Genomic DNA, 25,999 nt, shown 5'->3' with positions numbered 1-25,999 from the left:
AACATTTTGAAAATCATGCGAAAACGAGACGAACAAATATGGGCAGCTGAGCATCATGGCTTAATATTTGTGATGCGTTTTGTTTGCATTCCGCAGCGGCAGATCGATTTAGCTTCCCGAAATCGCCTGATGATATCCAGCGGGACAATTAATTTACGTATGATGAATTCTAAAGAACAATATCTGCTGGCATCAGTTGTCGAATCTTCCCAGGACTCGATAGTAACAATCGACTTGAACCGGGTCATTACGAGCTGGAATAAGGGCGCAGAAAATTTATATGGATACCGGGCCGATGAGGTGATCGGGCGCCCATTGTCAATGGTTATGCTGCCAAAAGATCTGCAGGACTTAATTGAAAAGGTAAATGATATTATCCATGAGTTGACCGTTCCCATGTATGAAACGGTGAGGCTGCATAAAAATGGCAGAGAAGCTGATCTCGAAATCTTTCTGTCGCCTGTCAGAAATGCTTCGGGTGCTGTTATCGGGGTGTCGACAATTGCCCGCGACATCACCATTCGCAAAATGCAAGAGGTTCAAAAAGATGAATTCATTGCGATCGCCAGCCACGAGCTGAAAACACCTGTTACCAGTGTAAAAGCGTATTCGGAACTTTTGCTGGAGCGGCTCGAATGCCTGCAAGATGAGGCGAGCACTGTGCTGGCGGCAAAGCTTGACAAACAGGTAGACCGGCTTATAGATCTGATCAGGAACCTGCTCGATACGACTAAGCTGGCTGCTGGCGAAATCCTGCTTCACCTGGAGCCATTTGATCTGGATATGTTGATCAAAGAACAAATAGAGATATTGCAGCTGGTGTCACAAAACCATACTATTATTTTTAACCCGGGCCACCTGCGGCCGATCAACGCGGATAGAAAATTAATAGGACAAGTGATCACCAATTTGATTTCAAACGCCGTTAAGTATTCTCCGAAAGGGGGACAAGTGATCGTGACCACTCTTCAATCGGATGATACTTTAAAAGTTGCTGTCCAGGACTTTGGTATCGGGATGCCGGACGAAGTTAAAGAGAAGATATTTGAGCGGTATTTTCGGGTACGTAATTCTTTAACGGCAGTATCATCAGGTGTCGGCCTTGGATTATACATCAGCTCCGGGATCATACAGCAGCATGGCGGAGCGATCTCCGTTGAAAGTGAAGAAGGGGTTGGCTCCGTATTCTCTTTCACCATACCTAATAGTGTACCGGCGGGCGAATAGCAAGATGCCGGCAGTCATTAATTTGGATGGAGAATTCCATTTTGCTCACTTCCCTGCACATCTTATAACAAGTCATCAATTAAAAGACTGCCGAAACTCCTGTGGCGATAAATTCGTTTTCTTTTTGAAAAGCGTGCTAAAGGATTGCGCATGCTCAAACCCCAGCGCATAGGCGATCTCGCTGATTGAGAGACGGGTCGTGGAAAGCTTCTCCTTGGCTTTCGCAATGAGCTTTTCGTGAATATGTTGCTGAGTGTTCTGACCGGTATGAATGCGAAGCAGGTCGCTCAGGTAGTTCGGCGACAGGTTCATCTGCGCAGCAATATATTGCACCGTGAGCAAGCCGTGCACGTCGCTGTTGTAGTAGTCGTCGATCAACCGCTCGAACCGGGTCAGCAGCGCTGAATTATTATTCTTCCGGGTCAGAAATTGCCGCTCATAAAAACGCTCCGAGTATTTGAGCAGGCTCTCGATCTGCGTCAGAATGATCTCCTGCGTATGCTTATCGATATGCCGGCATTCCTTATCAATTTTATGGAGGATCGTGATTAGGTCATCTTCTTCCTCGGCCGACAGGTGCAGCGCTTCATGAACCGCGTAATCGAAGAATCCGTAGTGATGTATGCTGTTGGCCAGGTGATGCTGCAACAGGAAGTCGGGATGAAAGATCAGGAGATAACCGGAGCCGCATTCAACGTTTTGCAGGTCTAGTTGTTGCACCTGGTTAGGCGCGGTAAAACTCAATACGCCCTTGTCATAATCATAGTGCTGCTGTCCGTACCTGATCTTACCTTTAGCTTCGCGTTTCAGTGCCACGCAATAAAAGCGGTTCACGAAACCTTTCCAGATCTCATCTTCCAGGAAAACACTATCCGCCAGATTGATCACGCTGACCAGCGGATGGCTGGGTTCGGGTAATGACAGGAGCCGGTGAAAGGCTGATATGGAATGGATTGAGTTCATAAACAAAATTAATCAAGTAACCCCATACTGAACTCATCATAAGGCGCACCCGTGTCCGTACCCAAGGGCACGATGCTTTCTAATGTCGAAACATCTGCTTCTGATAATTCGATGGTTGTAGCCGCAATGTTTTGCTCCAGGTACTTTCTGCGTTTCGTTCCGGGGATAGGAAGAATCCCCTTGCTCATGATCCAGGCCAGGGCGAGCTGGGAAGGGGTGACCTTTCTGGCCTCAGCCATCGCTTCAATGGCTTTCACCAATTCAATATTTTTATCAAACACCTCACCCTGGAAACGGGGAATCGCCCTCCGGAAATCGTTCTCCGGCAAATCATCGATGCTTTTGATCTGCCCGGATAAGAAACCGCGGCCCAGGGGAGAATAAGCGACAAACCCGATCCCCAGTTCATTTAATGTTGCTAATACGCCGCGTTCTTCCACTGTCCGTTCAAATAAAGAATATTCACTTTGCACCGCGGTGATCGGGTGCACGGTATGTGCCCGCTTCACGGTTTCAGACGAAACTTCCGACAGGCCGATATAACCAACTTTACCTTCTTTGACCAGCGCGGCCATGGCTTCGACCGTTTCTTCGATCGGTGTATTTTTATCCAGGCGGTGCAGGTAATACAGGTCGATGTAATCGGTATTGAGATTCTTTAGCGAACGCTCTATAGACTTTTTTACATAATCCTTTTTACCATTAATGGCCCAGGTCACTTTGTTGTTGTCATCGATTTCCCAGCCAAACTTCGTGGCCAGGATATACTGATCGCGTTTGCCGCTGATGGCCTTCGCAATGAGCTGCTCATTTTTGAGCGGCCCATACAGATCGGCAGTATCCAGAAAATTACCACCCAGCTCGAGCGAACGTTGAATCGTTGCGATGGCTTCCTGCTCATCCGCAGGACCGTACATATGTCCCTCTTCAAAACCGGTCATGCCCATACAGCCGAGACCGATTGCGGGCACTACCAGACCCTGGTTGCCCAATGCTATTTGTTTTATTTTCATAACCCAAAGTTCGGCAAGCCCCATCGCACACATGTATGCAAACCCCTGAAGCTTGTAAGCAAATCAAGGAATCGTTTTTATAAGGCTATAAAATAGTTCAGGTCCGAGAAGATTAATGTTACTGAAGCGGGACGGCAGCGTAGTATCAGAGCAGATTTTAATCTGTTGCCTTATACACGACCGAAGACCTATGACCAGGCTAATGGTTTATCTTTTTACATTGTTATTTTTCACTAAACAATCAGGAAGGTGAAAGGCTCATTTTTACAGGTTCCTGATAAATAGCCGCGTAGAGGGAATGTTCCACCCTGTCTGGCTTTTTGATGAGCCGTTTCCCATCATCGTCGTAAATTTGCCTGATTGTATCACAAATTTAAGCCCCGCTGGGATGTGACAGGAAGAACACCTCGATCAGGAACAATCGAAAAAGGGAAATTTAGCAACGCGATCATGGAATATGCAATTGTAGATATAGAGACAACCGGAGGCAATGCCGCGTCGGGAGGCAGCATTGTGGAGATTGCTATACGGGTTTTCGATGGCAACACGGTGACCGATAGTTTTGAAAGCCTGGTGAAGCCGAACCAAAGAATACCGCCCTACATTACCCTGTTGACGGGCATTGACGATGCTATGGTCGAAAACAGTCCTCCCTTTGATACCATTGCTTCGAAAGTGTATGCTATGCTTGAAGGCAGAATTTTCGTGGCACATAATGTTCAGTTTGATTATTCGTTTGTCAGGCAGCACCTGGAGAATGCCGGGTATCGCTACCAGGCAGCTAAACTATGCACGATACAGCTCGCCAGGGTGGTCAGACCCGGTCTGCTATCTTATAGCCTGGGTAACTTATGTGGCGCGCTCGGAATCGAAGTTGCCTGCAGGCACAGAGCCGGCGGTGATGCGGATGCTACGGTGGCGTTGTTTCAAAAGTTGTTGCATTGGGATGTCGCTGGAATGGCTTCGATGATGCTGGAGAAGCGTTGGGGTGTGACACAGGTGGTGCCCGATGCGTTAATAGACGACTTTGAAGCGTTGCCCAACCGGCCGGGTGTTTATTATTTTTATAATGCCGCAGGGGAGGTGCTCTACATCGGTAAAGCCAATAACCTGAAAAAGCGTGTAGCGCAGCATTTCAAACAAAAAACTTCGACTAAGCGGCGCGGGAGTTTTACGGGTGAAGTATCCGCCATCAGCTATGAAGCCTGCGGTACAGAGTTGATGGCATTCATATTAGAATCCCTGGAAATAAAAAAGATAGCACCCCGGTATAATCATGCACTTAAAAAGTATGATGCCAGATATGGGTTGTTTGTGAGTGAAGATAAGGACGGTTACCTGAGGTTAAAGATCTCGGGGCTCGGCAAAGAGCCTGATCCTGTGCAGGTGTTTTCCACGCACCAGGGCGCCACTAATAAAATGAGAGAATTGGCCAGGCGTTTCGGTCTTTGTGCATCGCTTTGCCGTTTAAAGACCTGTGAAATGTGTAGCCTCATCGATAAGAGTAATAAGCTCATCTGTACGGCAAACCAGCCGCCCGCATTGTATAATGGGAAGGTAGAGCGGGCGCTTGCCTTTCTGCAACAAGATACGGGATCATTTTATATCATTGATAAAGGCAGGACCAGCAGTGAGAAAAGCTGCATCTGGGTGGAGAATGGCAACTTCTACGGAATGGGTTATATCGATAACAATGCAGACATACAAGGCCTTGATGATATCAAGGACAGCCTCACGCCTTATGCCGGCACACACTATGTGATGCAATTGATCATCTCGTTCATTTGTAAATACCCCAAGAAAGTGGTGGCGATCGATAAGGTGGAAGTGTATTAAACAAGAAGTCGCTTAGATAAAGATGCAGCGCAAGATCATTCATATTGATATGGACGCCTTCTATGCGTCGGTCGAGCAGCGGGACTTTCCTGAGTATCGCGGAAAACCGATTGTTGTGGGTGGCTCTCCTGAAGGCAGGGGCGGGGTAGTGGCCACAGCCAGCTATGAAGCGCGTAAGTTCGGAGTCCGTTCTGCCATGCCGTCCAGGACGGCTCAGCGGCTTTGTCCCGATGCGATCTTTGTGTATCCACGTTTTGATGCCTACAAGCAAGTGTCCGGGCATATCCGTGAAATCTTCCACCGTTATACGGATCTCATCGAACCTCTTTCGCTGGACGAAGCCTACCTCGATGTAACGACGGACAAACAAGGTATTGGTTCAGCGTTAGACATTGCCAAACTGATCAAACAGGCTGTCAGGGACGAACTTCAGCTGACGGCTTCCGCGGGCGTATCCGTTAACAAATTTGTAGCCAAAATCGCTTCAGATATCAACAAGCCGGATGGTCTGACGTTCATCGGCCCGTCCAGGATAGAACGGTTTATGGAAGAGCTGCCTGTCGAAAAGTTCTTCGGCGTAGGAAAGGTAACTGCCGGAAAAATGAAAGCAATGGGGCTACATACCGGCGCTGATCTGAAGGCCTTGTCTGAAGAACAAATGGTGCAGCAATTCGGGAAACCGGGAAGGTTTTATTATCAGATCGTACGCGGAATCGATAACCGTGCGGTGCAGCCTCATCGCGAAACGAAGTCGGTCAGCGTGGAAGACACGTACCAGGAAGATCTGACGACGGCGGCAGCGATGCAGGCAGAGTTGAAGATATTGGCAGAACGGCTTACACAACGGCTCAGACGTCATGGATTAAAAGGCCGGACCGTGACGGTTAAATTCAAGTTTCACGACTTTACACTGATTACACGAAGCCTGTCTCTCCCGGTATTGGTAGACGATCAGGAAAGCATTTGCAACGCAGCCTACGAGATACTCGAGAAAGCGCCACTGGAGCTGAAAAGAGTACGGCTGCTGGGCATCGGGCTTTCGAATTTTGAATTGCCTGCTGAAGGGAAAAAGGAAGGCGATGGTCAATTGAAATTATTCTAGTTAGGGTCTTGCATAAACCTGCTATGCATCGATCTTCGCTTTAAATAGAAAATAAGATTACGGACCTTTTTCCCATTTGTATGCTGATGAAAAAGTCACTAAATAGTGTATTATTTATACAGTTGAGTTAGGCCTGTTGTTCCCCGTATGCGGGATTTTAATTAATTTACTGTTGATATTATCAATAATATACCTGCCCTAAAACCGATTCTATGAGAAAAGTGATCTATGGTATTAACCTTACAGCAGATGGCTGCTGTGACCATATGAAGGTTGATGGAAGCGAAACGATCCACCAATATTTTACCGACCTGATGCGGGATGTAGACCTGCTTGTGTATGGCCGTAAAACTTACGAGCTAATGGTTCCCTACTGGCCTGATGTGGCAAGGAGCCAGTCCGGCACAAAATCGGAGCTGGAATTTGCCCGGGTGTTTAGTGCCATTGATAAAGTGGTCTTTTCGCGGTCATTGCACAGCGCTGATGGAAACACAAGAGTGATCCGTGGCAACCTTCGTGAAGCATTTCTTCAACTCAAGCAGTCCCCCGGCAAGAAGATTTCCATAGGTGGCGTGGATCTGCCTGCGCAACTCATCGCGCTTGGCTTGGTGGATGAATTTTATTTTGTCATTCATCCGGTCCTCGCGGGGCAGGGTAGACGATTCTTATCAGAGAACATTGATTTGACGAAGCCATCCCATCTGAAGCTCGCGGGATCGGAAGTGCTTGGGTCGGGATGCGTAGCATTGCATTATGTGAAGCCATAAGCTGCGGCTAATGCGCATTGCAAACTTATTAGGCGAATCGCTTGCATCTGATAAAAGTGGTTTCGTTGCAATGCTGGGTAAGGATAAGCGGTTTCATTTAGATGTTGCGTTAAAAAATCACTCCCGAACTGTCAAATTCATGTAAACATAATATGCCGCGGGTTCGATTTCTTTTGAACTTTCCTATGTTTGTCACCCTGTATATTCGATCGAATCGACATCAACGGGTGCGGGCGGCAATTGTAACAATGCCAACCGTTAAACCGGGATGGCGCCCGTTCTCCGGCAAGCATTTTTTTTTGCTATAACACTGCTGCTAAAACTTATTTTATCCATAAACCTAAAACTAACAAACTATGAAAGGTAAGATTCAGACATTGATCGGGTTGGTCTTCATTTGTGTCATAGCTTTCGGACTGGTCATGTCTGTGTATAACAGGAATTTTGCAGGGCCTCAGTTCAAAATTCTTAAATCCGCCCCGGTTGCATCGCCTGTAAAGGATGCGCTCTTTTGGCACGAGGAAGAATTGGAAAAAATATCCGGCGGGTCGATACGAGCCAGTCTATCGCAAGAAGCGTCATCATTCATTGAGCCGCTATATCAAGCGTTGAAAAGAACCGGAATGGTAAGCGAACAAATCAAAACAATGTCCCCGAAAGCTACAGAAGCCATGATTGCATTGGATGCTTACAGGGGCACCGAACCAAATGTTTGGGATATTGCCCAACAAAGCGGCAAACCCCACATTTTTAAGATCAGCATGACGCGTGCAGACGCAAAGCGAAAGGGAGATATTGGTAGCGTTACGTATTTATATAGTTTATATGATGTGGATGATAAGTTCTTAATATGGGAAGCGGAGTCTACTCGTTTAGCGGGCTTTTTCGGCGGGATGCCGGATAGCGAAAAGACTATCGCCAGACTAAAAGAATTTTTGAAACAAGCGAAAATTATCGAATAAAAGACGAGGCGATTCGATTGACGGCATTGTATCATATGCCGATGTGATATTCTCGAAATTCGCAGCTGGCAAGACCGCGGATCATAGTGATCTTGCGGGTAGCTGAATACTAACCTGTGGGCGCCTGATATTTTTCGTGTTTCCTGTGTATTTTCTTTGAGGCCTCTGTGATGAAAATAATAAGTTTAACAGTAGTATGCGCCCCTCCTGATGGCTGGCGCCACTGATAAAAGAAATATAATACTTTTGCACTGGCCCGATGCCACCCGAATGTCTAACCCCAAAATAGCTCAAATGGAATTTAACCCAAGCAACTCAGTAGTGAAACGCTGCCTGGAAGGTATGGCGATGGAAGAAAAAGGTAACCAGGAAGAGGCGGCTCAGCTTTTCCTTCAGGCCTGGAATGAAGCAACCGTCGATTTTGAAAGATTTATTGCTGCACATTATGTGGCCCGGCATCAGGCCAACGCGGCTGACAAATTGCAATGGCTGGAAACCGCGTTGCAATATGCCTTAAAAATAGAAGATGATTCCGTAAGTAGTGCGTTTACTGCTCTGTATACAAGCATTGCCGGTTGTTATGAAGAGTTGGGCGAGACCGATCTTGCCAACAATCATTACGAATTAGCTGCGTCATACGCGGATAAAAAACCGTCCGACCAGGGGCCGTTTTACCATGGCACCAAAGCAGATCTGCAGATCGGGGATTTCCTGACCGCAGGGCGCCGGTCCAATTACCAGCAGGAACTGACCATGAATCATATCTACTTCACGGCGATGGTAAACGGCGCCGGATTTGCGGCCGCGCTCGCCAGCGGGGAAGGGCGTGAACATGTTTATATCGTGGAGCCGACCGGAGATTTTGAGAATGATCCGAATGTCACCAATAAAAAATTTCCGGGCAATCCAACTCGTTCCTACCGCACAGAAGCGCCATTGAAGATCATAGGCGAAGTGCCCGATTGGGTGAAGCAAACACCGCAACAATTACAAAAGTTCCGGGAGAAACTGGCGGACAATAAAGGGGAAATCATTAATTAACGTGGTTGGCTGAGCACAATTCCTGACTTAATTGATTGGCAATAGAACCAGGTAATAATCAGGCATACATTCCTTTGATGCTATTGCATCTTGATCGTGACATCTTAATTCAATCTCATTAAGCGTTCAGGGTTGTCTTAGCCAACCTGATACGCTTATTCCTCTCAGCTGTCTTCCTTCCCCAGTCCGCGATCGATTGAAGCAGCGGGACTAACGTTTTCCCAAAAGGCGTCAACTCATACTCAACCTTCAACGGAGGCTTACTGGTATACACCGTTCGCTTGATCAAGCCGTCTTCCTCCATTTCCTTCAATTGAAGGCTTAAGGTGCGTTCCGTTATGACCGGGCATTCCTTTCTCAATTCATTGTATCGTTTTTTTTCGATCAGGTGAATCAGGATTACGGCCTTCCATTTGCCGCCTATGTACTTCATTGTCAGGCTGGTGCTGCAGGGATACTGCTTGTCGTCTATACAATACATCGGGTACTATCCATTTTATCCGTTCTTGCAAAGATAAGATACTATACTTAGTTTTGCAACACTAAAAAGTATAGTACATTTATTATGAACAGACGGGAGATTTTAAAGTCAGGATTTTTTGCAACGGGTGGCCTTTTATTATTTCCGGAGATAAATCAGTTGAAACACATACCCAATGATCTAGAGCAGGAGGGAGGCTTCTTTGCACTGCAGCTACTCATCGGTCAGTTAGAGACCTATGTTTTGTTTGATGGCATCATATCGCTTCCATCGGTTCAGCCGATTTTCGCGCCGGGAGCGGAAACGTCGGTGTTGAACGAAGAACTGCATCAGCTTCATGCTCCGGTTGATCAGTTTCAGACAGGAATCAACATCATGCTTATCCGAAAAGGGGATAAGGTTATTTTACTTGATACCGGAAGCGGTCACCATCTAGGCGCGAATGCGGGAAAGCTAACTGCCTCCTTGAAAGCGATCGGCCTGAAACCGGAAGACGTTACTGATATTGTGATTACGCATGCGCACATCGATCATATCGGCGGCGTCCTCAATGCTGATGATCAGATCGCCTTTCCGAAAGCAACCTATCATATCGCGCAAAAGGAGTATGATTTTTGGATGTCTGACAATCCGGACTTTTCGCGATCCAAAGGCGATCAGGCCAGTGCCGCATTTAGCCTGGCTTTTGCCAGGAATGTCTTGTCAAAGATCAAACGCCGTATACAGTTTTTTGATTATGGACAGCCACTGTTTTCCTGCCTGACGCCGGAATTGGCAGAAGGTCATACGCCCGGTCACACTATTTTTACAATCCATTCAGAGGGAAGATCTTTAAAACATATTGTCGATACGTTTCATGCACCTTTCCTGGTGGCTCAACCTGAATGGGGTACGCAGTGGGACAATGATTTTGATCAGGCAGTAGCGACAAGAAGGCGATTGATCAAAGAAGGTGCTGAAAAGGGCACTTTATTCATGTCTTGTCATCTGCCCTGGCCGGGACTGGGCTTTATCGATAAAAGAGGCACAGATTATTACTGGACGATGTACCCATCTTCCAATCCGGGGAAGATCGTTATTTAACGTAAGGCTATTTTTAGCAAAAAGCAACAGCATATTATTGAACAGCAAATCATTTAGAAATATGAATTTTTTAGAACTCGCTCAAAGCAGATACACAACCAAAAAATACGACGCAAACAGGAAAGTTTCGGACAAAGACCTGGGGGAATTGAAAGAGATCCTGAGGTTAAGTCCTTCGTCCATCAACAGCCAACCCTGGAAATTCATTTTTGTATCGGACGATCATATCAAACGCCAGTTAGCCAAAGCGGCTTATTTCAACGAGCCGAAGATCAATGATGCCAGTCACCTGGTGGTCTTTGCTGCGATCGACGACGTCGCTATATTTGAAAAGCAGATCCGGGAACATCTGCCCGAAGGTGCGGTAGCTTATTACAACCAGTTTCTGAAACCTAAAGGGGATACGGAGATTAAGGCGTGGCTGAAACACCAGGTATACCTGTCTCTTGGCTATTTTTTGTCTGCGTGTGCCAATATGAATATAGACAGTACGCCGATGGAAGGTATTCAAAACGAAGTGTACGATCAGGTGTTGGATCTGAAGGGTTACAAGACATTGTTCGCTGTGGCCATCGGTTACAGAAATCCTGAGGACGCCAATCAGCCGTCGGTGAAAGCCAAAGCCCGCTTAGCAGCTGAATATATTGTTGAGTCGGTGTAAGGTAGATGTAACGCTTATGTTTATAGCTTAAGAATGATAAAAGAGCTGTAAATACAAGGGTAGGGGCGGATGCTGAAGCCATTGCAGTGAGAAACAAGAACTAATATTTTATTGCAAGGTACTCATTGTAAAGACGCCTTCTGGTCACTCAGAAGGCGTCTTTTGTATCTCTTTATCAATCGGACGGGATCGCTTTCGTCAGGCTGGCGCTCCAAGGCGTGAACAGAACTAAATGATCAGTCTTCTGAATACTTTTAACTGGTCCCAACGGGATCGTAGCATTAATAATGCAGGTATCAACGGAAGACCAGGCTTAGATGGTGTTTGCCAGTTGCAGCGTTTCAAGGAGCAAGGGCACCTGGGCCGGATTGATGCGCCGTTGCGCTTCCTCAATACCAAACCATTCCCACCGGTCCACTTCCGGTATGCGGATCGATTTGCCCGATCTCGGTGGCCATTCTACGTCAATAAGATTACTGCTGAACCCGGAATTACCAACATCACCTTTAACGGCCCAGGCCATAATTTTTTTTCCACTTTTCAGTTGAACAGGAGCCAAGGCGGCAAAACTGCCGCTCACTTCCATACCCGTCTCTTCCCTGAATTCTAGTTTAGCCCGTTCCAACGGATCTTCATCAGGCATGATCTCTCCCTTCGGAATGGACCAGGCGCCGAGATCTTTGTGCTTCCAGAAAGGGCCACCTGGGTGAACGAGAAAGAAATAGATGTCATGCTGGAGCTTCTTATACAACAATATGCCCGCACTGGTTTTCATTGTTTGTGATGAATTGGTTAAAGATGGATGGTCCTCAGCAAAAGTACTATTTCCAAAGCTTTCACAGGATGTTTACCATTGGTGACTGGCAGTATTATTGTAAAACAAAAAGCGGGAACATTTCTTGTGACACCCCGCAGGAAACCCGAAAAAGAAAGATATGCCTAAAAAAGAATTGCCTCGTTTTATTATTTACCAGCCTAATCAAAAGGAATTTCATATCTGCCTCGAAGTGGGAAAGGAATATTTCCGGTGGTGCAGCTATTATGCACCCACCTTAGACCCCAGGTATTCAAGGAAAGTGAATCGTATCTCAGACCTGCCTTCCAAAAAGATCCCGAGGAAAAACATTTTTGATCAGGGGCATTATGCCCTGAAGCAAGGTGATGATAAAAAGGCGGTGGAGCAAAAGATCATCGAAAAGATGAAGCACACTTCTTTTTCGTTTATTCTTTATGGGAAGAAGCTCCGGGGCCGGTTTACGTTCAAGCAAACTTCCGGAGGCACTATTCTTCAGAAGTATAAGGATAAGTATACGACGGAAGAAGATGTGCTGAGCGGAGATTTGTCGCGGACGATCAGCCTGATGGTTCCCGATTATGATGAAAGCAAAGTCAACCTGAACGACCGGTCCACTGCAAGGCAGGAAGAAGAGCCGGAAGAGCAGGAGCCCGCGGAAGAAATTACGCCCGACAAGATCATCGGGAACACGGAATATCACTTTGCTTTCTACACAAGCACCGATGGCCCGGATATCTATGTAGTCACCAATGCGAAAGGAGAGGCCCTCTTGTTTCAACAGGCGAATGATAACTGGGTCTTGATGCCGGGCGCCGGAAGTGCAGCTAAGAAAAAGGAGGGTGCGTTGAAGGAACATATTGAAGCGTTGTCTCAGCTGGAGGATCGATAGTAGGATTTCGTCTAGCTGTTATAGTTTCAATAAATTCGATTGGTAGCACCTCCTTATTGCGGGCATGCAGCCTGCGGATATTTCTCTGCTATTGTTTAAGAAGCATTTTCCCGAAATTCAGGAAGCAAGAGCTTTTATTGTTTCAGCGCCAGGAGGCGTTTTGCAATAAGTGCCAGGTTGGGCTCGCTCATCTCCGGGGACGGAGCCAAAGGGTAAAGCTGAGCGCCCGGTCTGCTGATAAAAGCACCTCTCCAGTTAGCCCACAAAGCGCCTGCGATGTCCCATCCGTGCGCGGCCACCAGCATGCATTCGTCCGGACGAACGTTCATCTTGCGGGACGCCCAATCATAAGCATCAGTATGCGGTTTATATTTTCCAATGTCTTCCACACTGAGTCTTTCATCGAAAAAGCTAAGCAGACCTGCATGTTCAAACTGAGCTTGTACTCCTTTGTTCGATGAGTTGGTGAAAGAAACCATTTTAAAGCCGGCTGCTTTCAGTTGAGCCAATGATGTCTTTACTTCCGGGTGAGGGGGCAATGTACGTATCGGCCCGATGATGGCCTCTTTCGCTTTTTCTTCGCTCAGCCGGATGTTGTTGTTCGCCGCAACCATTCGTAACGCAGCCGCTCCTATCACCGCAAAGTCTTCATACTGCCTGGCAACGGTGGTAACCAGTGAGTATTGCAACATGGTAGTAAACCAGAGTGGTAATAAGTCATCCCTTCCGTTAAGAACCGCGCCGACACTTTTTTTCATCGCCGTTAGGTCCAGCAACGTTTCATTGACATCGAAAAAGAGGACTTTAGGTCGTTTGTGAAATTCGGTTTGCTGTTCCCCTTGTTTGTCCTTGCCGAATACCATTTGGGAAACAGTAACGCTACTCAACCCGAGGGCTGCTGATCTTTTCAAAAAACTTCTTCTGTCTTTTCTCATATTTACATGTTTAATAAAACATTCTGAATAGAATGTTTTTGGTTAAAAAAATGTCCCCGGAAAAATCGATCCCTGCAGGAGACTAAATTTTGTGCTGGCCGGTTGAGGCAGTTTACCTGTCCCGGTTTAATTCAATGAATGAATGTATGTTTTCAAAGCGGACACGTAGTCATCAAAGATCTGGTTGCCGTCATACAGTTTCCCGATACCTCTGATGCCTTCAAAGGCACTGATCAGGTACACGGCAACTGAAAGAGGAACGATGTCCTTACGGAGCTCTCCGGCTCGTTTTCCCCGTTCAATCAGGGCTACCAGGGCTGCTTTCCACTCTTCTATAATTCTTCTTAGCGCTATCTGATAGGCGCGTTGTCCGTTGCCAATTTCATTGATGAGGTTATTGAGCGGACAGCCTAATTTCTTTTCTTCTTTTGAGAAAGATCGGATACGCCTGGAAAAGACGTTCTTTAAGATATCTATGCTGCTTTTGTCGTCATATAATGGCGCGATCATGTTATCGTAGATGCGCCTGTAGACCGTGTCAGAAATTACCGCCACGCCTACCTCTTCCTTGTTTGCGAAATGATGATAAAACGCTCCTTTAGACAATGGAGTGCTTTGCATGATATCATTGATGCTGGTCGCGTGGAAGCCCTTTTTGTAGAACAACTGAAACGCAGCGTCAGTAATGATTTGCCTGCTTTGTTCAGACTTCAGCTTCTGATCCATGCCTGCAAATATATTAAAAACATTCTATATGGTATGTTTTACAGGTGTTAAAATTTTGTATTCCTCCTAAAAAGCCATGATAAAGATCCAGGGTAAAGAGCAGAACCTGCAGTCTCTCTTGAGGTCGGCGTGAATAAGAACTTGCGGAAGCGATACAACGTTTGAGGTATCCGTAACCAGCCGTTGCATGTGCTACCTGTTGTACAGCACCTGCAGATAAAATTTCTTGATATCGCTTAAGTAGGTAATGCCAATGATAAGAAAGGCCACGAGGAGCATAGCGGTGAACTGGGAAGGGAAAAAATAATAAAGAGCTATAAACAGCAGGCAGCCACGGTCGATCTCCAGGTAAGTGATCCAGCTTCTTTGATCCAATATGGCTCCGCTGTTGATCAGGCTGATCATGATAAACGTGGAGAACAGCAAGATCGATGTCGCGGATAAATAGTGCTCTAATAACAATACGAGGAATAATACCACTAACGAAAGCGCTGTCTGGAAAGAAACATAGCGTCTCATCGCCGGAGTAGGAGCACTCTTTGTTTTCTTGTACCTAAGGAGTTGGCGCTCCAGAAGCGCACGGTATCTTGGGTCAAGGTCATCAGGCTTACCAAACAGCGTCCGCCATTTGCCACGCCAGCCTTTGGCATAGTAGCAATTCCAGATGATTTCAAGTGCAAAATGAAAATGCTGCCATAGAAAACTGTGGCTTTTCAACGGTTGAGTCAGTCCGTACTGGATGGTGATGCGTTGATCTTCTTTTGCGAAAGTCCCAAATAGTTTGTCCCAAATGATCAGCACATCGCCGTAATTTTTATCCAGGTATTCAGGGTTTGATGCATGATGTATGCCGTGATGTGTGGGCGTTACCAATATGATTTCAAGCCATCCCCATTTGCCAAGGGCCTGTGTGTGTATAAAAAAAGGATATAGCCCGTGTATCAGCAGCAGGGTCGAAATCATGAGCGGGGGAAATCCCAGGAAGGGGAGCACGCACCAAAACGCACTTCGTATCACCGCCTGGAAAACGGTGATGCGGGCAGAGACGGTATAGTTAAAATCTTCGCTTTGATGGTGCACCACATGCGCCGCCCAGAAAATATTGATCTCATGGGCCAGCCGGTGGTACCAATACCACACAAGATCGGTTAATAAGAACAACACGATCCAGGTAACAGGGCCGGCCTTGATATCAAACAAAGCGTAGTTCCGGTATACATAGTCGAAGAGGTAAAAAAATAACCCGGTCGTGAGGACGTCCAGCAATCTTTCTGCAATGCCCACGTTGATGTTGGCAACAGATTCGGCATATTGATAAAAATTTTTACCGCTTCTCCTGGTGTAGTAATATTCCCAGGCAATAAAAAAGAGAAACAGCGGTATAGCGAAGGCGATAAAATTGAACTGCATAGAGGAGGGGTTTTAATCGGTTTTGTTTGTCTACTTGTTTTATAGACCATGCAAAAATAGCGGGAAAATTTTTTCAAAAAATATTAGTCTATTTATTTGGTAGACTAAAAGATGTTTCTAATTTTGCATTATCATTTACACAATCACTAAACCGAAGTAATCATTTCAACATGTCGACTGTAGCAAAAAATACGGTAACAGTATTACAAGGGATGGCCCGTGCAGACCGATGTTAAAGCGCGCTCGCGCTGGCTTTTCATGGTTCCTGTGGTAGCCGGTATCTCACGCTCTTAATCATTCTCAAAACAGCTTCAACAAAAAACGGAAGCGCGGCAACGCTTCCGAAGATGTTAAGTTTTTTAATACATCTGTGACAACATATTAATTCATTTTTCTTAACAAATTAAAGGTATGAAAAAAACGCAAATTCCTTTGCAATTAGCCTGCTATGATGATCTTTCACCCCATGTGATGTGCACTTTAAAAGTCCTGTCGGCAACTGCTGTGTCTACATGCCGTTGCTGTTGTAGCTGATCCCCGGCACCTCTTTTTTACATCTCATCTCAAAATAGCACTCCATAGCAGAGTGCGCTTAATGATTATCATCATGATCCATTTCTATTTCAAAAAACCGGTGAAGGTTTTTTGCTTCATGCTTATTGTATTACTGGCTCAGCACGCTGCCCGGGCGCAGGATGAGCCGCAGCCGTTGATCAATTCGATCCTGGATGGGTCGGTGTTCGATAGTGCTGACAAACATCCGCTGGACGGCGCCACCGTGAATATCAAAGGAACGACCAACCAGACTTCTACTGATAAGAAAGGACAATTCAAGCTGAAAACCGGGCAATCCATTCCCTACGTACTGATCATAAGCTTTGTAGGATATAAGTCTAAAGAAGTTGAAGTAACTGATTCCCTTCCTGTACGTATTGCTTTAGAGCCGGTCAACCAGGATCTGTCCGAAGTCGTGGTGGTAGGCTATGGCACACAGAAAAAAAGTGATGTAACCGGAGCGGTGGCTTCTGTTCCGCAGGCGGTCAAAGATCAGCCCGTATCTTCCGTAGAGCGCCTGCTGCAGGGGGCTGTGTCAGGTGTGCAGGTGACGCAAACCAGCGGACAACCGGGCGGTGGCGTAAGTGTGCAGATCCGGGGTAATAATTCCATCAATGCAGGAAGTAATCCCCTGTATGTAATTGATGGCTTCCCGGTTAACACTGATTATGGCCTGGTGGACGCCGGCGTGAATACAGGCTCTGCCATCAACCCGCTTTCAACCATCAATCCTTCCGATATTGAAAATATTGACGTATTGAAAGATGCTTCAGCCACTGCCATTTACGGTTCCCGCGGTGCAAACGGCGTAGTGATCATCACCACAAAAAAAGGAGCGAAGAACAGAAGCGCTATTACGTATGATGCGTATTACGGCATCCAGGAAGTGACGAAAACGATCCCGCTATTAAACGCTGCAGAATGGTGGGCGCTGCGTAAAGATGCTGCAGCCAATTCCGGTAAGACGGCGTCGCTGCCGGCCACGATCGGGTATGAGCTGGATACTTCAGGAGCCGGTACAGACTGGCAGGCGGCGGCTTTCCGCAGGGCGCCCCTGCAAAACCACAGCCTGGCGCTTACAATGGGAACGGCCAGGACGCGGCTGGCATTATCGTTAAGCTATTTTGATCAGCAGGGTATTTTGCAGAATACCGATTTTAAAAGATTATCCGGAAGGTTGAATGTAGAGCATGATTACAATGACCGCCTGCACGTGACAGCGAGTATGCTGTTTAGCAGGTCGAAGGCCTATATTGCTCCCACAGCAGTTGTCGGTAACTTATTGCTGACGCCACCTTCGCTACCCGTCTACCAGGATGACGGAAGCTTTATCCTGTACAGCCCTTTCGAGTCTTCCCTGCAAAATCCCATCAACTCTTTGTACAATCAGCTCAACGAAAATAATATCAATCGTTTCTTAGGAAATGTGTCTGCAGAGTACAAGCTGACCGATGATTTGAAGGCGAAAGTGCTGGTAGGGGCAGACCTGGTCGATAATAAGCAAAACCGCTACCTGCCCAATACGACAGCAGAAGGACTGAACCTGCAGGGGCTCGCCCAGATAGGCACGCTGAACACCTTAAACTGGTTAAACGAAAATACACTTAGTTATGATAAAACGATCCATGATAAACACCAGATCAACGCTGTCGCCGGCTTCATGGCGCAGCGATCGGTAACAGAAGGTGCGATCGCAGAAGCGGCAGGATTTGCTACGGACGAAACCTCTTATCATAATATTGGAAATGGTATTACGAGCCGCACGCCCGCTTCCTCGTATGTGAGCTGGGCGCTCGCTTCCTACCTGGGCCGCCTCAATTATATCTATGATTCCCGGTATCTGTTTACGGTCTCCTTCCGTGCGGACGGATCTTCCAAATTCGGTGCTAATAACAAGTGGGGGTATTTTCCTTCCGCAGCGTTTGCGTGGAATATCCGGAATGAAAAATTCCTGGAAGACAATACGCTGTTTTCGCAGCTGAAACTCCGCCTGAGCGCAGGAACAACCGGCAACCAAAGTATCCCGGCCTATCAATCGCTTTCTCAGTTGGCTTACTTCAGGTACAATTTTTCAAATGCCACTGTTCATGGATATGCGCCGGTGACCGTTCCCAACCCGAATCTCAGCTGGGAAAAAACATTCCAGCTTAATGGAGGGATCGACCTGGCGGTATTGGATAACCGCCTGACTTTGGTGGCGGATTATTATTATAAGAGAACCTCCGATCTTTTGCTGGATCTCACTGTTCCCGGCACTTCCGGCCTGGCTGTGCTTACCGGGGGGCAGGCAGCGACGATCTATCAAAACATAGGTGTGGTCACCAATAAGGGGATAGAGCTGGCGCTTCATTCTGTGAATCTCCAGGGCCCTTTGTCCTGGAAGACGGGATGGGTGTTTTCTAAAAATATCAACGAAGTCGTGGCCTTAAGCGATGGCCTGGAGCAGATCATACCTAATATCGCTCAACCTTCTATTATCAAGGTGGGGTATCCCGTAGGATCTTTTATCGCTTACCAGACGGATGGCGTTATACAGGCGGGCGATGCACCGCTTACCCCCCAGCAAAATAAAAATCCGGGTGGACAGAAATATAAAGATATTAACGGCGATGGATTGATCACCCAGGCAGAGGATCGGGTAGTCATATCCAACCAACCGGATTTTACTGCCGGATTGACGAACAATTTTTCTTTTAAAGACTTTGATTTTTCCTTCTTTCTGCAAACTTCTGTTGGAGGAAAAATATATAATCAAAACCGGAATAACCTGGAATTGGCCACAGGTTACACCAATGGATCTACAGCATTGTTAGACCGGTGGTCACCCTCAAACACCCGGACTGATGTGAAAGCGGCTTACCAGGATCCGGCAGCTACCATATCCGATCGGTTTATCGAAGACGCTTCTTACCTGCGCTTAAAAAATATCTCTTTAAGCTACACATTTCGTAGAAAGGCTTTCGGTAACAGCGGTATCAAATCGCTCAAAGTCTATGGCTCCGCGCAGAATTTAGTTACGTGGACAAAGTATACCGGGTACGACCCGGAAGTAAGTGTCAATAATCAATCGTTGATCTCCAAAGGCATTGACAACGGGGTATACCCGAACAGCAAATCCATACAACTTGGACTCGTACTCACTTTATAATCTGAAACAAAATGAAATACTTAGTTTTCTTCAGTCTCACGCTCCTTTTGCTATCATGCAACAAATTCCTGGAAGAGGAGCCGGGGTCTTTTATATCCGAAGACCAGTTCTATAAAACGCAGGCAGATGCGATAGCCGCGGTCAACGCCGTTTATTTTTTGCTGAATTCAGGCGGACAAACACCTTACAATACTTTATTCAACACGGGAATGAATATGGGAAGTGATGATGAAGATCCCGGCCCGGGCGCGACCAATGCCGATGTGCGCTCGCTTTCCGTGCAGTCAGCCTCTTCTTCCAATCTCCGCATTTATGAGATCTGGCAGCAGCACTATGCAGCGATCAGGAAGGCCAATGTTGCCCTGGATAAAATTCCGAAAATTGATTTTGACGCCAACCTGCGTGAGCGGTTGATCCATGAAGCCAAGTTTCTGCGGGCGCTCTATTATTTCAACCTGGTCAGGTTATATGGCGGCGTTCCCCTGATCACGACCTACCAGACATACGTCACTCCGGGCGAGTATGCCATCGCGCGCGCTTCTGCACAGGAGGTCTATGCCCAGATCGAAAAGGATTTACAGGAAGCTGCCGCTGTGTTGCCGGCGGGATATTCAGGCACTGATATAGGAAGGGCAACAGCGGGCGCTGCCAGGGCTTTGCTGGCAAAGGTATACCTCACAGAAGCGTCGCTGCCTTTGAAGATAACATCCAAATACGCGGCCGCAGTGAAGATCGCTGAAGAGGCGCTAAGTCCTAAAGACGGAGGCACGGGAACGTATGGGTATGACCTTGTGGAGCAATACGAGCGGGTTTTTCTCCCCGCTTTTAAAAACGGTGTGGAACATATTTTCAGCGCACAATTTAAGTCTAATTCGTTAGGACAGGGAAATAGTGAAACATCAAGAACGATTCTTAGCGGCGTGCCGGGGCTGAGAGGAAACTATGCGCACATGGTCCGGTTTTATAAAAAAGGCGATGACAATTTTTACAGCATTTATAAAATGTATCAGCCTGCAGACAAAAGACGCGATGTCACCTTCGTCCGGTTTTTCACCAGCCCGACCAACGGTAAAAGGTACGCTTTGCCCATCAACAATCCCGCGGTACCAAAGGACTCTACACCATTCTTTAATAAACTATGGGATCCGGATGCGCAGGCAACACTATCCGAATCCGCTTCCAATGTGGCTATTATCCGATATGCAGATCTGCTGCTCATCCACGCGGAAGCCGAGAACGAGCTGAACGGGCCCACCACCAAAGCCTATCAATCATTGAACCGGGTGCGGGCGAGAGCCGGATTGCCCGCGCTCACAGCAGGTTTAACCAAAGATCAGTTCAGGGATTCTGTTTATCTCGACAGAAGGCTCGAGCTCGTATTTGAGTACCAGCGATGGTTCGATCTGATCAGGCAGAAAGATGCCAGCGGTAATGGCATCTTGTTGAAATCATTGTATGCCGTTGGTAAAACCAACGGAACTGAAAAGAATTATCTATATCCAATTCCTCAATCAGAGATCGATAATAATAAACTGTTGCAGGGCCATCAAAACCCGGGATGGCAATAATAAAAACATTAAACCGCTACATTATGTTAAGAAAGCTCTTCACCATCAGCATCACTGCTTTTGTCATTCAAAATGCAAAAGCTCAATCGGATCCATCCACCTTCCAGGGTAAGATCGGCAAGACCTTACAGGAGTCCCGGGAGTGGTGGGCGCCGGTAACCAAAGCGCCCAAGGAGGCACCCAATATCATTTTAATATTATTGGATGATGTGGGCTACGGCGCTGCGAGCGCATTTGGGGGCCTCATACATACGCCTGCGCTGGAAAGACTGGCCAATAACGGGCTTCGCTACACCAATTTTCACACTGCTGCTATTTGTGCGCCTACACGGTCTGCTTTGTTAACCGGCAGGAACAGCCACTTTGTGCACGTGGGCGGGTTCTCGCATATCCGCATGTCAGCAGGGTTTCCGGGCTGGGACGGAAGAATTCCTTCCTCCAGCGGAACCATCGCAGAAATTCTGCGGGATAATGGATATAACACTTTCGCCGTTGGTAAATATGGAATCACACCGGATGAAGAGGCTACCGACGCCGGCCCGTTTGACAGATGGCCTGTCGGGAAAGGATTTGAACATTTTTTTGGATTCCTCGGATCTGCTACCGATCAGTATCAGCCTGACCTGGTAAACGACAATGAGCATGTAGCGCCTGATGGAAGGCATCTGAACGAACAGATCACCGATAAGGCTATCTTTTACATGCAAAGACAAAAAAAGAATGCGCCGGATAAGCCCTTCTTCCTGTACTACGCACCCGGCGCTACCCACTCGCCGCACCAGGTGGATAAATACTGGAGCGATCCGTATAAAGGAAAGTTTGATGAAGGCTGGGATGTGTACCGGGAAAAAGTATTAGCCAATCAGAAAAAGTTGGGGGTCATTCCTTCATACGCGCAACTACCCGAGCGTAACAAAAGAGTGAAAGCCTGGAATAGCCTTTCTTCTGAAGAAAAGAAGTTGTTCGCAAGATTTTTCGAAGTGTATGCCGGGTATCTCACCTATACCGATTACCAGATCGGCAGGCTGGTCAATTATTTAAGGGAAAGCGGGCTAGAAGAAAATACACTGATCTATGTGATAGTAGGCGACAATGGCGCCAGCAAAGAAGGTACTGCTGATGGCGTCATCCTCCCTGAAAAAAATAATGTATCCAACACCGATGAAGAGACGTACCTGAGGCAAAATCTTCAGTGGACGGACTCAATCGGCACCGCGGCAGCCAAGACCAATTATCCTTTAGGTTGGGCACAGGCCACCAACACCCCGTTCAAAGACTGGAAGCAGGATGCGCAGTCAGAGGGCGGAACCCACAATCCACTCATTGTGTATTATCCCAGGCTTATAAAAGACAAGGGCGGCATCCGTAATCAATACGGACATGTGATCGATATCCTGCCGACCACACTGGAAATAGCCGGCATCTCTGCACCTGAGACCATCCGGGGCATTCGGCAGGATACCATTCAGGGCACATCCTTAGCCTACTCCCTGAACAATGCTACGGCAGCCTCCAGGCATACGCTTCAACATTATTACATTTTCGGTTCGCGCGCCATCTATAAAGATGGCTGGAAGGCCGGTGCTGCGCACAGCCCCGATGCTATTGACTTTCACTTTGCAAAGGATAAGTCGATTCCTAAAACCAGCTATGAAGATGATGTCTGGACCTTGTATAATTTAAATGAGGATTTTAACGAGCGGACAGACCTCGCTAAAAAGTATCCGCAGAAATTAAAAGAGCTGAAGCAATTATTTGATGAGCAGGCGGAAAAGAACCGGCTCTATCCGTTGATCGACCGGTATGATGTCAATAATAAGCTCATACATCATCCCAATGGCAGTAAGGAGCAAGGTCCTGTGCGATAAATTTAAAATCCTGCATATGGATATCATGAATACCCTGAAGATCATATGGAAGCTTCGCTGGATGATCGTGCTGGCAATGCTTTCAGGCGCTTACACCATTCCTGGCAAACGGAATACCGGTGGTGCTTACCATGCGCTATCATGTTGCATGAAGCCGCCTCCGCGTTTTGGGAAAACACCTGCACCCGAAACCAGAGTAACGTTGCTACGAAACGATCAAAAATAAATTACAGGTTATGATTTTAAAATATATTCTTCTTTTCAGTTCGGTCGTTTTATACTCCTGCATGATCAACAGCGAGCGTCGTCCCGGTCATTACCTGATCGAAGGATTGGTGGTGGACAAAGACAACAGGGCGCCGGTCAAAAGCGCGCTGATATATACCGCTAAGGGCATGGAAGAAGCGCTGAGCGAGCGAGACGGGTCTTTTCGCTTCAAAGCCTGGGGACATCCGCCCTTCAGGGTCTTTATTGAATACAAAGACCAGCCCGCAATTCAGTTTCATGTAAAGAAAGTGAAGGACCGCCAACTGATTCTCAAGATGTAATAAAGAGAGCCACGTGGCCGAGTGGTCAGGCAGAGGTCTGCAACACCTTTTACGAAGGTTCGATTCCTTCCGTGGCGTCAACATGATAAGCGCTTCTTTAATGTTGATCAAATAAAGGCAAACGTGCAACCGTATCCGCACACGGGTTGAGTCCATTAAAACAGGCTCAGCTGCTGCAGCCTCAATGGTACGGTGATAGTCAATGAAGAGGGCGCGCCGGAAATAGCATACAGTGCGGTTTCCTGGTAGCGCGATGCGATCTCGATATGGGTCGACGTTGCGTGGCTGTGGAAAAGATCACGCACCAGGTCGGGATGATTATTGTCGGCAGAAAGATGCGACAAAAATAAATGACTCATGTGCGCCGGTCTGCAAGACAGGAACAGGTCCAGCGCTTCTTTATTAGACAAATGGCCACGTCCGCCGCGGATCCTTCTTTTAAGATGGTAGGGATAGCGGCCGTTCTCCAGCAATGCTTCATCATAATTCGCTTCCAGGAAGGCAGCGTGGCATCTCTTAAAATGCATGCTGATATTATCACAAACCTTTCCGATGTCTGTAAAAATACCGATACAGGTATGGTCGTTCTCCACCGTGAAGCTATGCGGGTCTGCCGCATCATGAAATTTCTGAAAAGCTTTCACCACGAGCGACCCGATCCGGGCAGGGGTGGCGGTACTCAAGGGTTTCACCAGCTGCGGATCGAGCCTTAGCCCTGCATGGCGCAAGGTGTCGGAAGATATGTACACCGGTAGCTGATGTTTCCGGGACAACACCTCCAGTCCGCGAATATGATCATCATGTTCATGCGAGATAAATATGGCTTTCACTTTATTCATGGCAAGCCCCAGCCGGTCCATCCTTTTCTCCGTCTCGCGGCAGGACAGGCCGGCATCGATTAATACCGCTTCCTGATCATTAGCTATATAATAGCAATTGCCATTACTGCCGGAATTCAGTGAAGTGAGATAGAGGCTGGTCATGCTGCAAAATATCAATTTTATTTAAATAATCAGGATACGGCGAAAGCTGCCTGTTTAACCGGGGATACTGTAGCAAACAGCGAAGCCCTGGTTTTTGTTCGCGATTTTGTAGCTGTGATATTTATAAAATGGCGGGAAAAGTTGATTTTCCGTTGGTTACGTTGAAGAACCTGTCTTCTCCCGTGACAAAAGTATGAAAGACCTGGATCCCCGAGCCAATGGTGTTGAGCTGAGTGGCGAAGGGGATCTGACCATGACGATAAATAATATCCGTTAGTTGGGCAAGATATTCAGTAGGGTCGAGGCTGAAATCGACCCGGGGTAGCTTTTGATAGCCAACCACTTCGCAACCCAGCTGCTTGAATTTTGATCTCAAATCAAAGCGGGCACAATCCTGATGCAAAGGAAGCCCTTCTAATTGTTGTAACGTTTTTTCGCTTTTGTTCCGGAGCCAATCAAATCCAAAAATATGCTTGCTCAACAAAAAGTACTGAGCCACCTCGTATAAACTTCTGAGGATGGCATGATCAATCGAAAGAGAGCAGCCGTAGCCGGCTATCCCGATTTCAAATTCATCCTGCTCCATCCAGGTGCAATAAGCTGGAATACCAAACTGATTGGGCATTTCTACGATAACTAAATTGCTTTTCAGCTCTTTCATGGTTTGATGAAAGACCGCCGCCACCTGTTCCGGCAAACCCTGCGGATCAACGATTCGAAGCCGGTCTTTCCTGTTAAGCAGAAATGTAGTGGTGAGGAATCCGGACAAAGACGTCCTTTCAATACATTCCAGGAGTCCATGAATGATCGCTTCTTCGGCATTCATGCCGATGGCTGTTCCTGAATTAGACGAGTATTGTTCCAGGCGCCGATAGTTGAATGTATCCTGCTGTTTCAAACCATCGTTTTTCAGGAGCGCGTCGATGTAGCCCGGACAAGACAGCGCCAGAGGATAATAGCAACTTTGCGTTCCATGCACCGCCTGGTATTTAAGAAAAGGGATTTTGGTAGGATTCGGAGTGTTTAGAGTTGCTAAGGGAAGGGTGTTACACATCGGGTTGTTGCGACAAAAATCCAGGCTATTTATGTAAGTAAGCTGATCCGAAGGGATCAGATCATGACGCGAAAATAAATGTTCCGTTGCTTCAAACAAGCTCCCGATGCGTGAGGCTTGTAGCGATCCTTTACCATTTCCCGACGCACAAAAGCCACCGCTTTTTTTGTCAGTAATAACACATTTCGAAGTGTGAATACTGCTCCCCGCTAACTCAAATTCATAATGATACCCTAGCCGGTCAAGCTCCTGTATCAATGCAGCTTCAGCAGCTTCCAGGGAATAGGATCTTTCTATGGGAATAGGGCTCATAATGCAATCAGTTAAAGTGGATCAGTGATAAACAATGTACAGGGATGTGCCCGTTACTTAAATGACAAAAG

The 25,999-nt window shown here is 47.0% G+C and carries 23 protein-coding genes and 1 tRNA gene; 15 read left to right on the top strand and 9 right to left on the bottom strand.

Annotated features, from left to right (window positions below):
- The first annotated feature begins 159 nt into the window (after nucleotides 1–159).
- Nucleotides 160–1,227 carry a sensor histidine kinase gene (locus ACU37H_RS02235; protein WP_472702732.1) on the top strand — a complete coding sequence of 356 codons (1,068 nt, stop codon included), beginning with the start codon at nucleotides 160–162 and terminating at the stop codon, nucleotides 1,225–1,227.
- A gap of 75 nt (nucleotides 1,228–1,302) precedes the next feature.
- On the opposite strand, the gene ACU37H_RS02230 is transcribed toward ACU37H_RS02235, so the two are convergent.
- Nucleotides 1,303–2,190, bottom strand: coding sequence for a helix-turn-helix domain-containing protein (locus tag ACU37H_RS02230; protein WP_472702731.1), 888 nt, complete (start codon nucleotides 2,188–2,190; stop codon nucleotides 1,303–1,305).
- Between the two features lie 8 nt (nucleotides 2,191–2,198).
- Nucleotides 2,199–3,203, bottom strand: coding sequence for an aldo/keto reductase (locus ACU37H_RS02225; RefSeq protein WP_472702730.1), 1,005 nt, complete (start codon nucleotides 3,201–3,203; stop codon nucleotides 2,199–2,201).
- A gap of 360 nt (nucleotides 3,204–3,563) precedes the next feature.
- On the opposite strand from ACU37H_RS02225, the gene ACU37H_RS02220 reads away from it, so the two are divergent.
- The 5 genes from ACU37H_RS02220 (at nucleotide 3,564) to arr (ending at nucleotide 8,911) form a co-directional block, all read left to right on the top strand.
- The gene (locus ACU37H_RS02220) at nucleotides 3,564–5,039 is read left to right on the top strand and encodes an exonuclease domain-containing protein (RefSeq protein WP_472702729.1); all 1,476 of its coding nucleotides are present in this window, start codon (nucleotides 3,564–3,566) and stop codon (nucleotides 5,037–5,039) included.
- Between the two features lie 22 nt (nucleotides 5,040–5,061).
- The gene (gene dinB, locus ACU37H_RS02215; protein WP_472702728.1) at nucleotides 5,062–6,141 is read left to right on the top strand and encodes a DNA polymerase IV; all 1,080 of its coding nucleotides are present in this window, start codon (nucleotides 5,062–5,064) and stop codon (nucleotides 6,139–6,141) included.
- Between the two features lie 212 nt (nucleotides 6,142–6,353).
- On the top strand, nucleotides 6,354–6,908 hold the full coding sequence (locus ACU37H_RS02210) for a dihydrofolate reductase family protein (protein ID WP_472702727.1): 555 nt from the start codon (nucleotides 6,354–6,356) through the stop codon (nucleotides 6,906–6,908).
- A 356-nt stretch (nucleotides 6,909–7,264) separates the two neighbouring features.
- Nucleotides 7,265–7,870 carry a hypothetical protein gene (locus tag ACU37H_RS02205; protein ID WP_472702726.1) on the top strand — a complete coding sequence of 202 codons (606 nt, stop codon included), beginning with the start codon at nucleotides 7,265–7,267 and terminating at the stop codon, nucleotides 7,868–7,870.
- A 693-nt stretch (nucleotides 7,871–8,563) separates the two neighbouring features.
- Nucleotides 8,564–8,911, top strand: a complete 348-nt coding sequence (gene arr / locus ACU37H_RS02200) for an NAD(+)--rifampin ADP-ribosyltransferase (RefSeq protein WP_494407622.1) — start codon at nucleotides 8,564–8,566, stop codon at nucleotides 8,909–8,911.
- A gap of 118 nt (nucleotides 8,912–9,029) precedes the next feature.
- Here the strand turns inward: arr and ACU37H_RS02195 are convergent, their stop codons facing one another.
- Complete coding sequence (locus ACU37H_RS02195; protein ID WP_472702725.1) at nucleotides 9,030–9,392, bottom strand: winged helix-turn-helix transcriptional regulator; 363 nt, start codon at nucleotides 9,390–9,392, stop codon at nucleotides 9,030–9,032.
- 84 nt (nucleotides 9,393–9,476) lie between these two features.
- Between ACU37H_RS02195 and ACU37H_RS02190 the strand changes: the two genes are divergently transcribed.
- Both ACU37H_RS02190 and ACU37H_RS02185 read left to right on the top strand, forming a co-directional pair.
- A complete protein-coding gene (locus tag ACU37H_RS02190) occupies nucleotides 9,477–10,475 on the top strand; it encodes an MBL fold metallo-hydrolase (protein WP_472702724.1) in 999 nt (332 codons plus the stop codon).
- Nucleotides 10,476–10,536: 61 nt separating this feature from the next.
- Nucleotides 10,537–11,136 (top strand): NAD(P)H-dependent oxidoreductase, encoded by a 600-nt coding sequence (locus tag ACU37H_RS02185; protein ID WP_472702723.1) that lies wholly within the window; start codon nucleotides 10,537–10,539, stop codon nucleotides 11,134–11,136.
- 313 nt (nucleotides 11,137–11,449) lie between these two features.
- On the opposite strand, the gene ACU37H_RS02180 is transcribed toward ACU37H_RS02185, so the two are convergent.
- Nucleotides 11,450–11,911, bottom strand: coding sequence for an NUDIX hydrolase (locus ACU37H_RS02180; protein ID WP_472702722.1), 462 nt, complete (start codon nucleotides 11,909–11,911; stop codon nucleotides 11,450–11,452).
- Nucleotides 11,912–12,071: 160 nt separating this feature from the next.
- Here ACU37H_RS02180 and ACU37H_RS02175 point away from each other — a divergent pair, with 160 nt between their 5' ends.
- Nucleotides 12,072–12,821, top strand: a complete 750-nt coding sequence (locus ACU37H_RS02175; protein WP_472702721.1) for a hypothetical protein — start codon at nucleotides 12,072–12,074, stop codon at nucleotides 12,819–12,821.
- A 134-nt stretch (nucleotides 12,822–12,955) separates the two neighbouring features.
- Here ACU37H_RS02175 and ACU37H_RS02170 read toward each other — a convergent pair whose 3' ends face one another.
- The 3 genes from ACU37H_RS02170 to ACU37H_RS02160 all read right to left on the bottom strand — a co-directional run bounded on the left by ACU37H_RS02170 (nucleotide 12,956) and on the right by ACU37H_RS02160 (nucleotide 15,892).
- A complete protein-coding gene (locus ACU37H_RS02170; protein WP_472702720.1) occupies nucleotides 12,956–13,756 on the bottom strand; it encodes a haloacid dehalogenase type II in 801 nt (266 codons plus the stop codon).
- A gap of 126 nt (nucleotides 13,757–13,882) precedes the next feature.
- Entirely contained in the window at nucleotides 13,883–14,482 is a 600-nt protein-coding gene (locus ACU37H_RS02165) for a TetR/AcrR family transcriptional regulator (RefSeq protein WP_472702719.1), read from the bottom strand.
- A 192-nt stretch (nucleotides 14,483–14,674) separates the two neighbouring features.
- Complete coding sequence (locus ACU37H_RS02160; protein WP_472702718.1) at nucleotides 14,675–15,892, bottom strand: sterol desaturase family protein; 1,218 nt, start codon at nucleotides 15,890–15,892, stop codon at nucleotides 14,675–14,677.
- A 607-nt stretch (nucleotides 15,893–16,499) separates the two neighbouring features.
- Between ACU37H_RS02160 and ACU37H_RS02155 the strand changes: the two genes are divergently transcribed.
- The 6 genes from ACU37H_RS02155 (at nucleotide 16,500) to ACU37H_RS02130 (ending at nucleotide 23,657) form a co-directional block, all read left to right on the top strand.
- Nucleotides 16,500–19,595: a SusC/RagA family TonB-linked outer membrane protein gene (locus ACU37H_RS02155; protein ID WP_472702717.1), complete on the top strand. Its 3,096-nt coding sequence runs from the start codon at nucleotides 16,500–16,502 to the stop codon at nucleotides 19,593–19,595.
- An 11-nt stretch (nucleotides 19,596–19,606) separates the two neighbouring features.
- Nucleotides 19,607–21,163, top strand: a complete 1,557-nt coding sequence (locus ACU37H_RS02150; RefSeq protein ID WP_472702716.1) for a RagB/SusD family nutrient uptake outer membrane protein — start codon at nucleotides 19,607–19,609, stop codon at nucleotides 21,161–21,163.
- A gap of 23 nt (nucleotides 21,164–21,186) precedes the next feature.
- Nucleotides 21,187–23,031, top strand: a complete 1,845-nt coding sequence (locus tag ACU37H_RS02145) for an arylsulfatase (protein WP_472702715.1) — start codon at nucleotides 21,187–21,189, stop codon at nucleotides 23,029–23,031.
- Between the two features lie 16 nt (nucleotides 23,032–23,047).
- Nucleotides 23,048–23,257, top strand: coding sequence for a hypothetical protein (locus ACU37H_RS02140; RefSeq protein ID WP_472702714.1), 210 nt, complete (start codon nucleotides 23,048–23,050; stop codon nucleotides 23,255–23,257).
- Between the two features lie 10 nt (nucleotides 23,258–23,267).
- Nucleotides 23,268–23,579, top strand: coding sequence for a hypothetical protein (locus ACU37H_RS02135; RefSeq protein ID WP_472702713.1), 312 nt, complete (start codon nucleotides 23,268–23,270; stop codon nucleotides 23,577–23,579).
- A gap of 7 nt (nucleotides 23,580–23,586) precedes the next feature.
- A tRNA-Cys gene (locus ACU37H_RS02130) sits at nucleotides 23,587–23,657 on the top strand.
- A 77-nt stretch (nucleotides 23,658–23,734) separates the two neighbouring features.
- Here the strand turns inward: ACU37H_RS02130 and ACU37H_RS02125 are convergent.
- Together ACU37H_RS02125 and ACU37H_RS02120 are read right to left on the bottom strand one after the other, a co-directional pair.
- The gene (locus tag ACU37H_RS02125) at nucleotides 23,735–24,562 is read right to left on the bottom strand and encodes an MBL fold metallo-hydrolase (protein WP_472702712.1); all 828 of its coding nucleotides are present in this window, start codon (nucleotides 24,560–24,562) and stop codon (nucleotides 23,735–23,737) included.
- 121 nt (nucleotides 24,563–24,683) lie between these two features.
- Nucleotides 24,684–25,928: a YcaO-like family protein gene (locus ACU37H_RS02120; protein WP_472702711.1), complete on the bottom strand. Its 1,245-nt coding sequence runs from the start codon at nucleotides 25,926–25,928 to the stop codon at nucleotides 24,684–24,686.
- Nucleotides 25,929–25,999: the final 71 nt, after the last annotated feature.

It is taken from the genome of Niabella sp. ZPM-14 (assembly GCF_055693045.2).
Note: the sequence above shows the minus strand (reverse complement) of the source record. Positions and strands in the feature narration are given on the sequence as shown.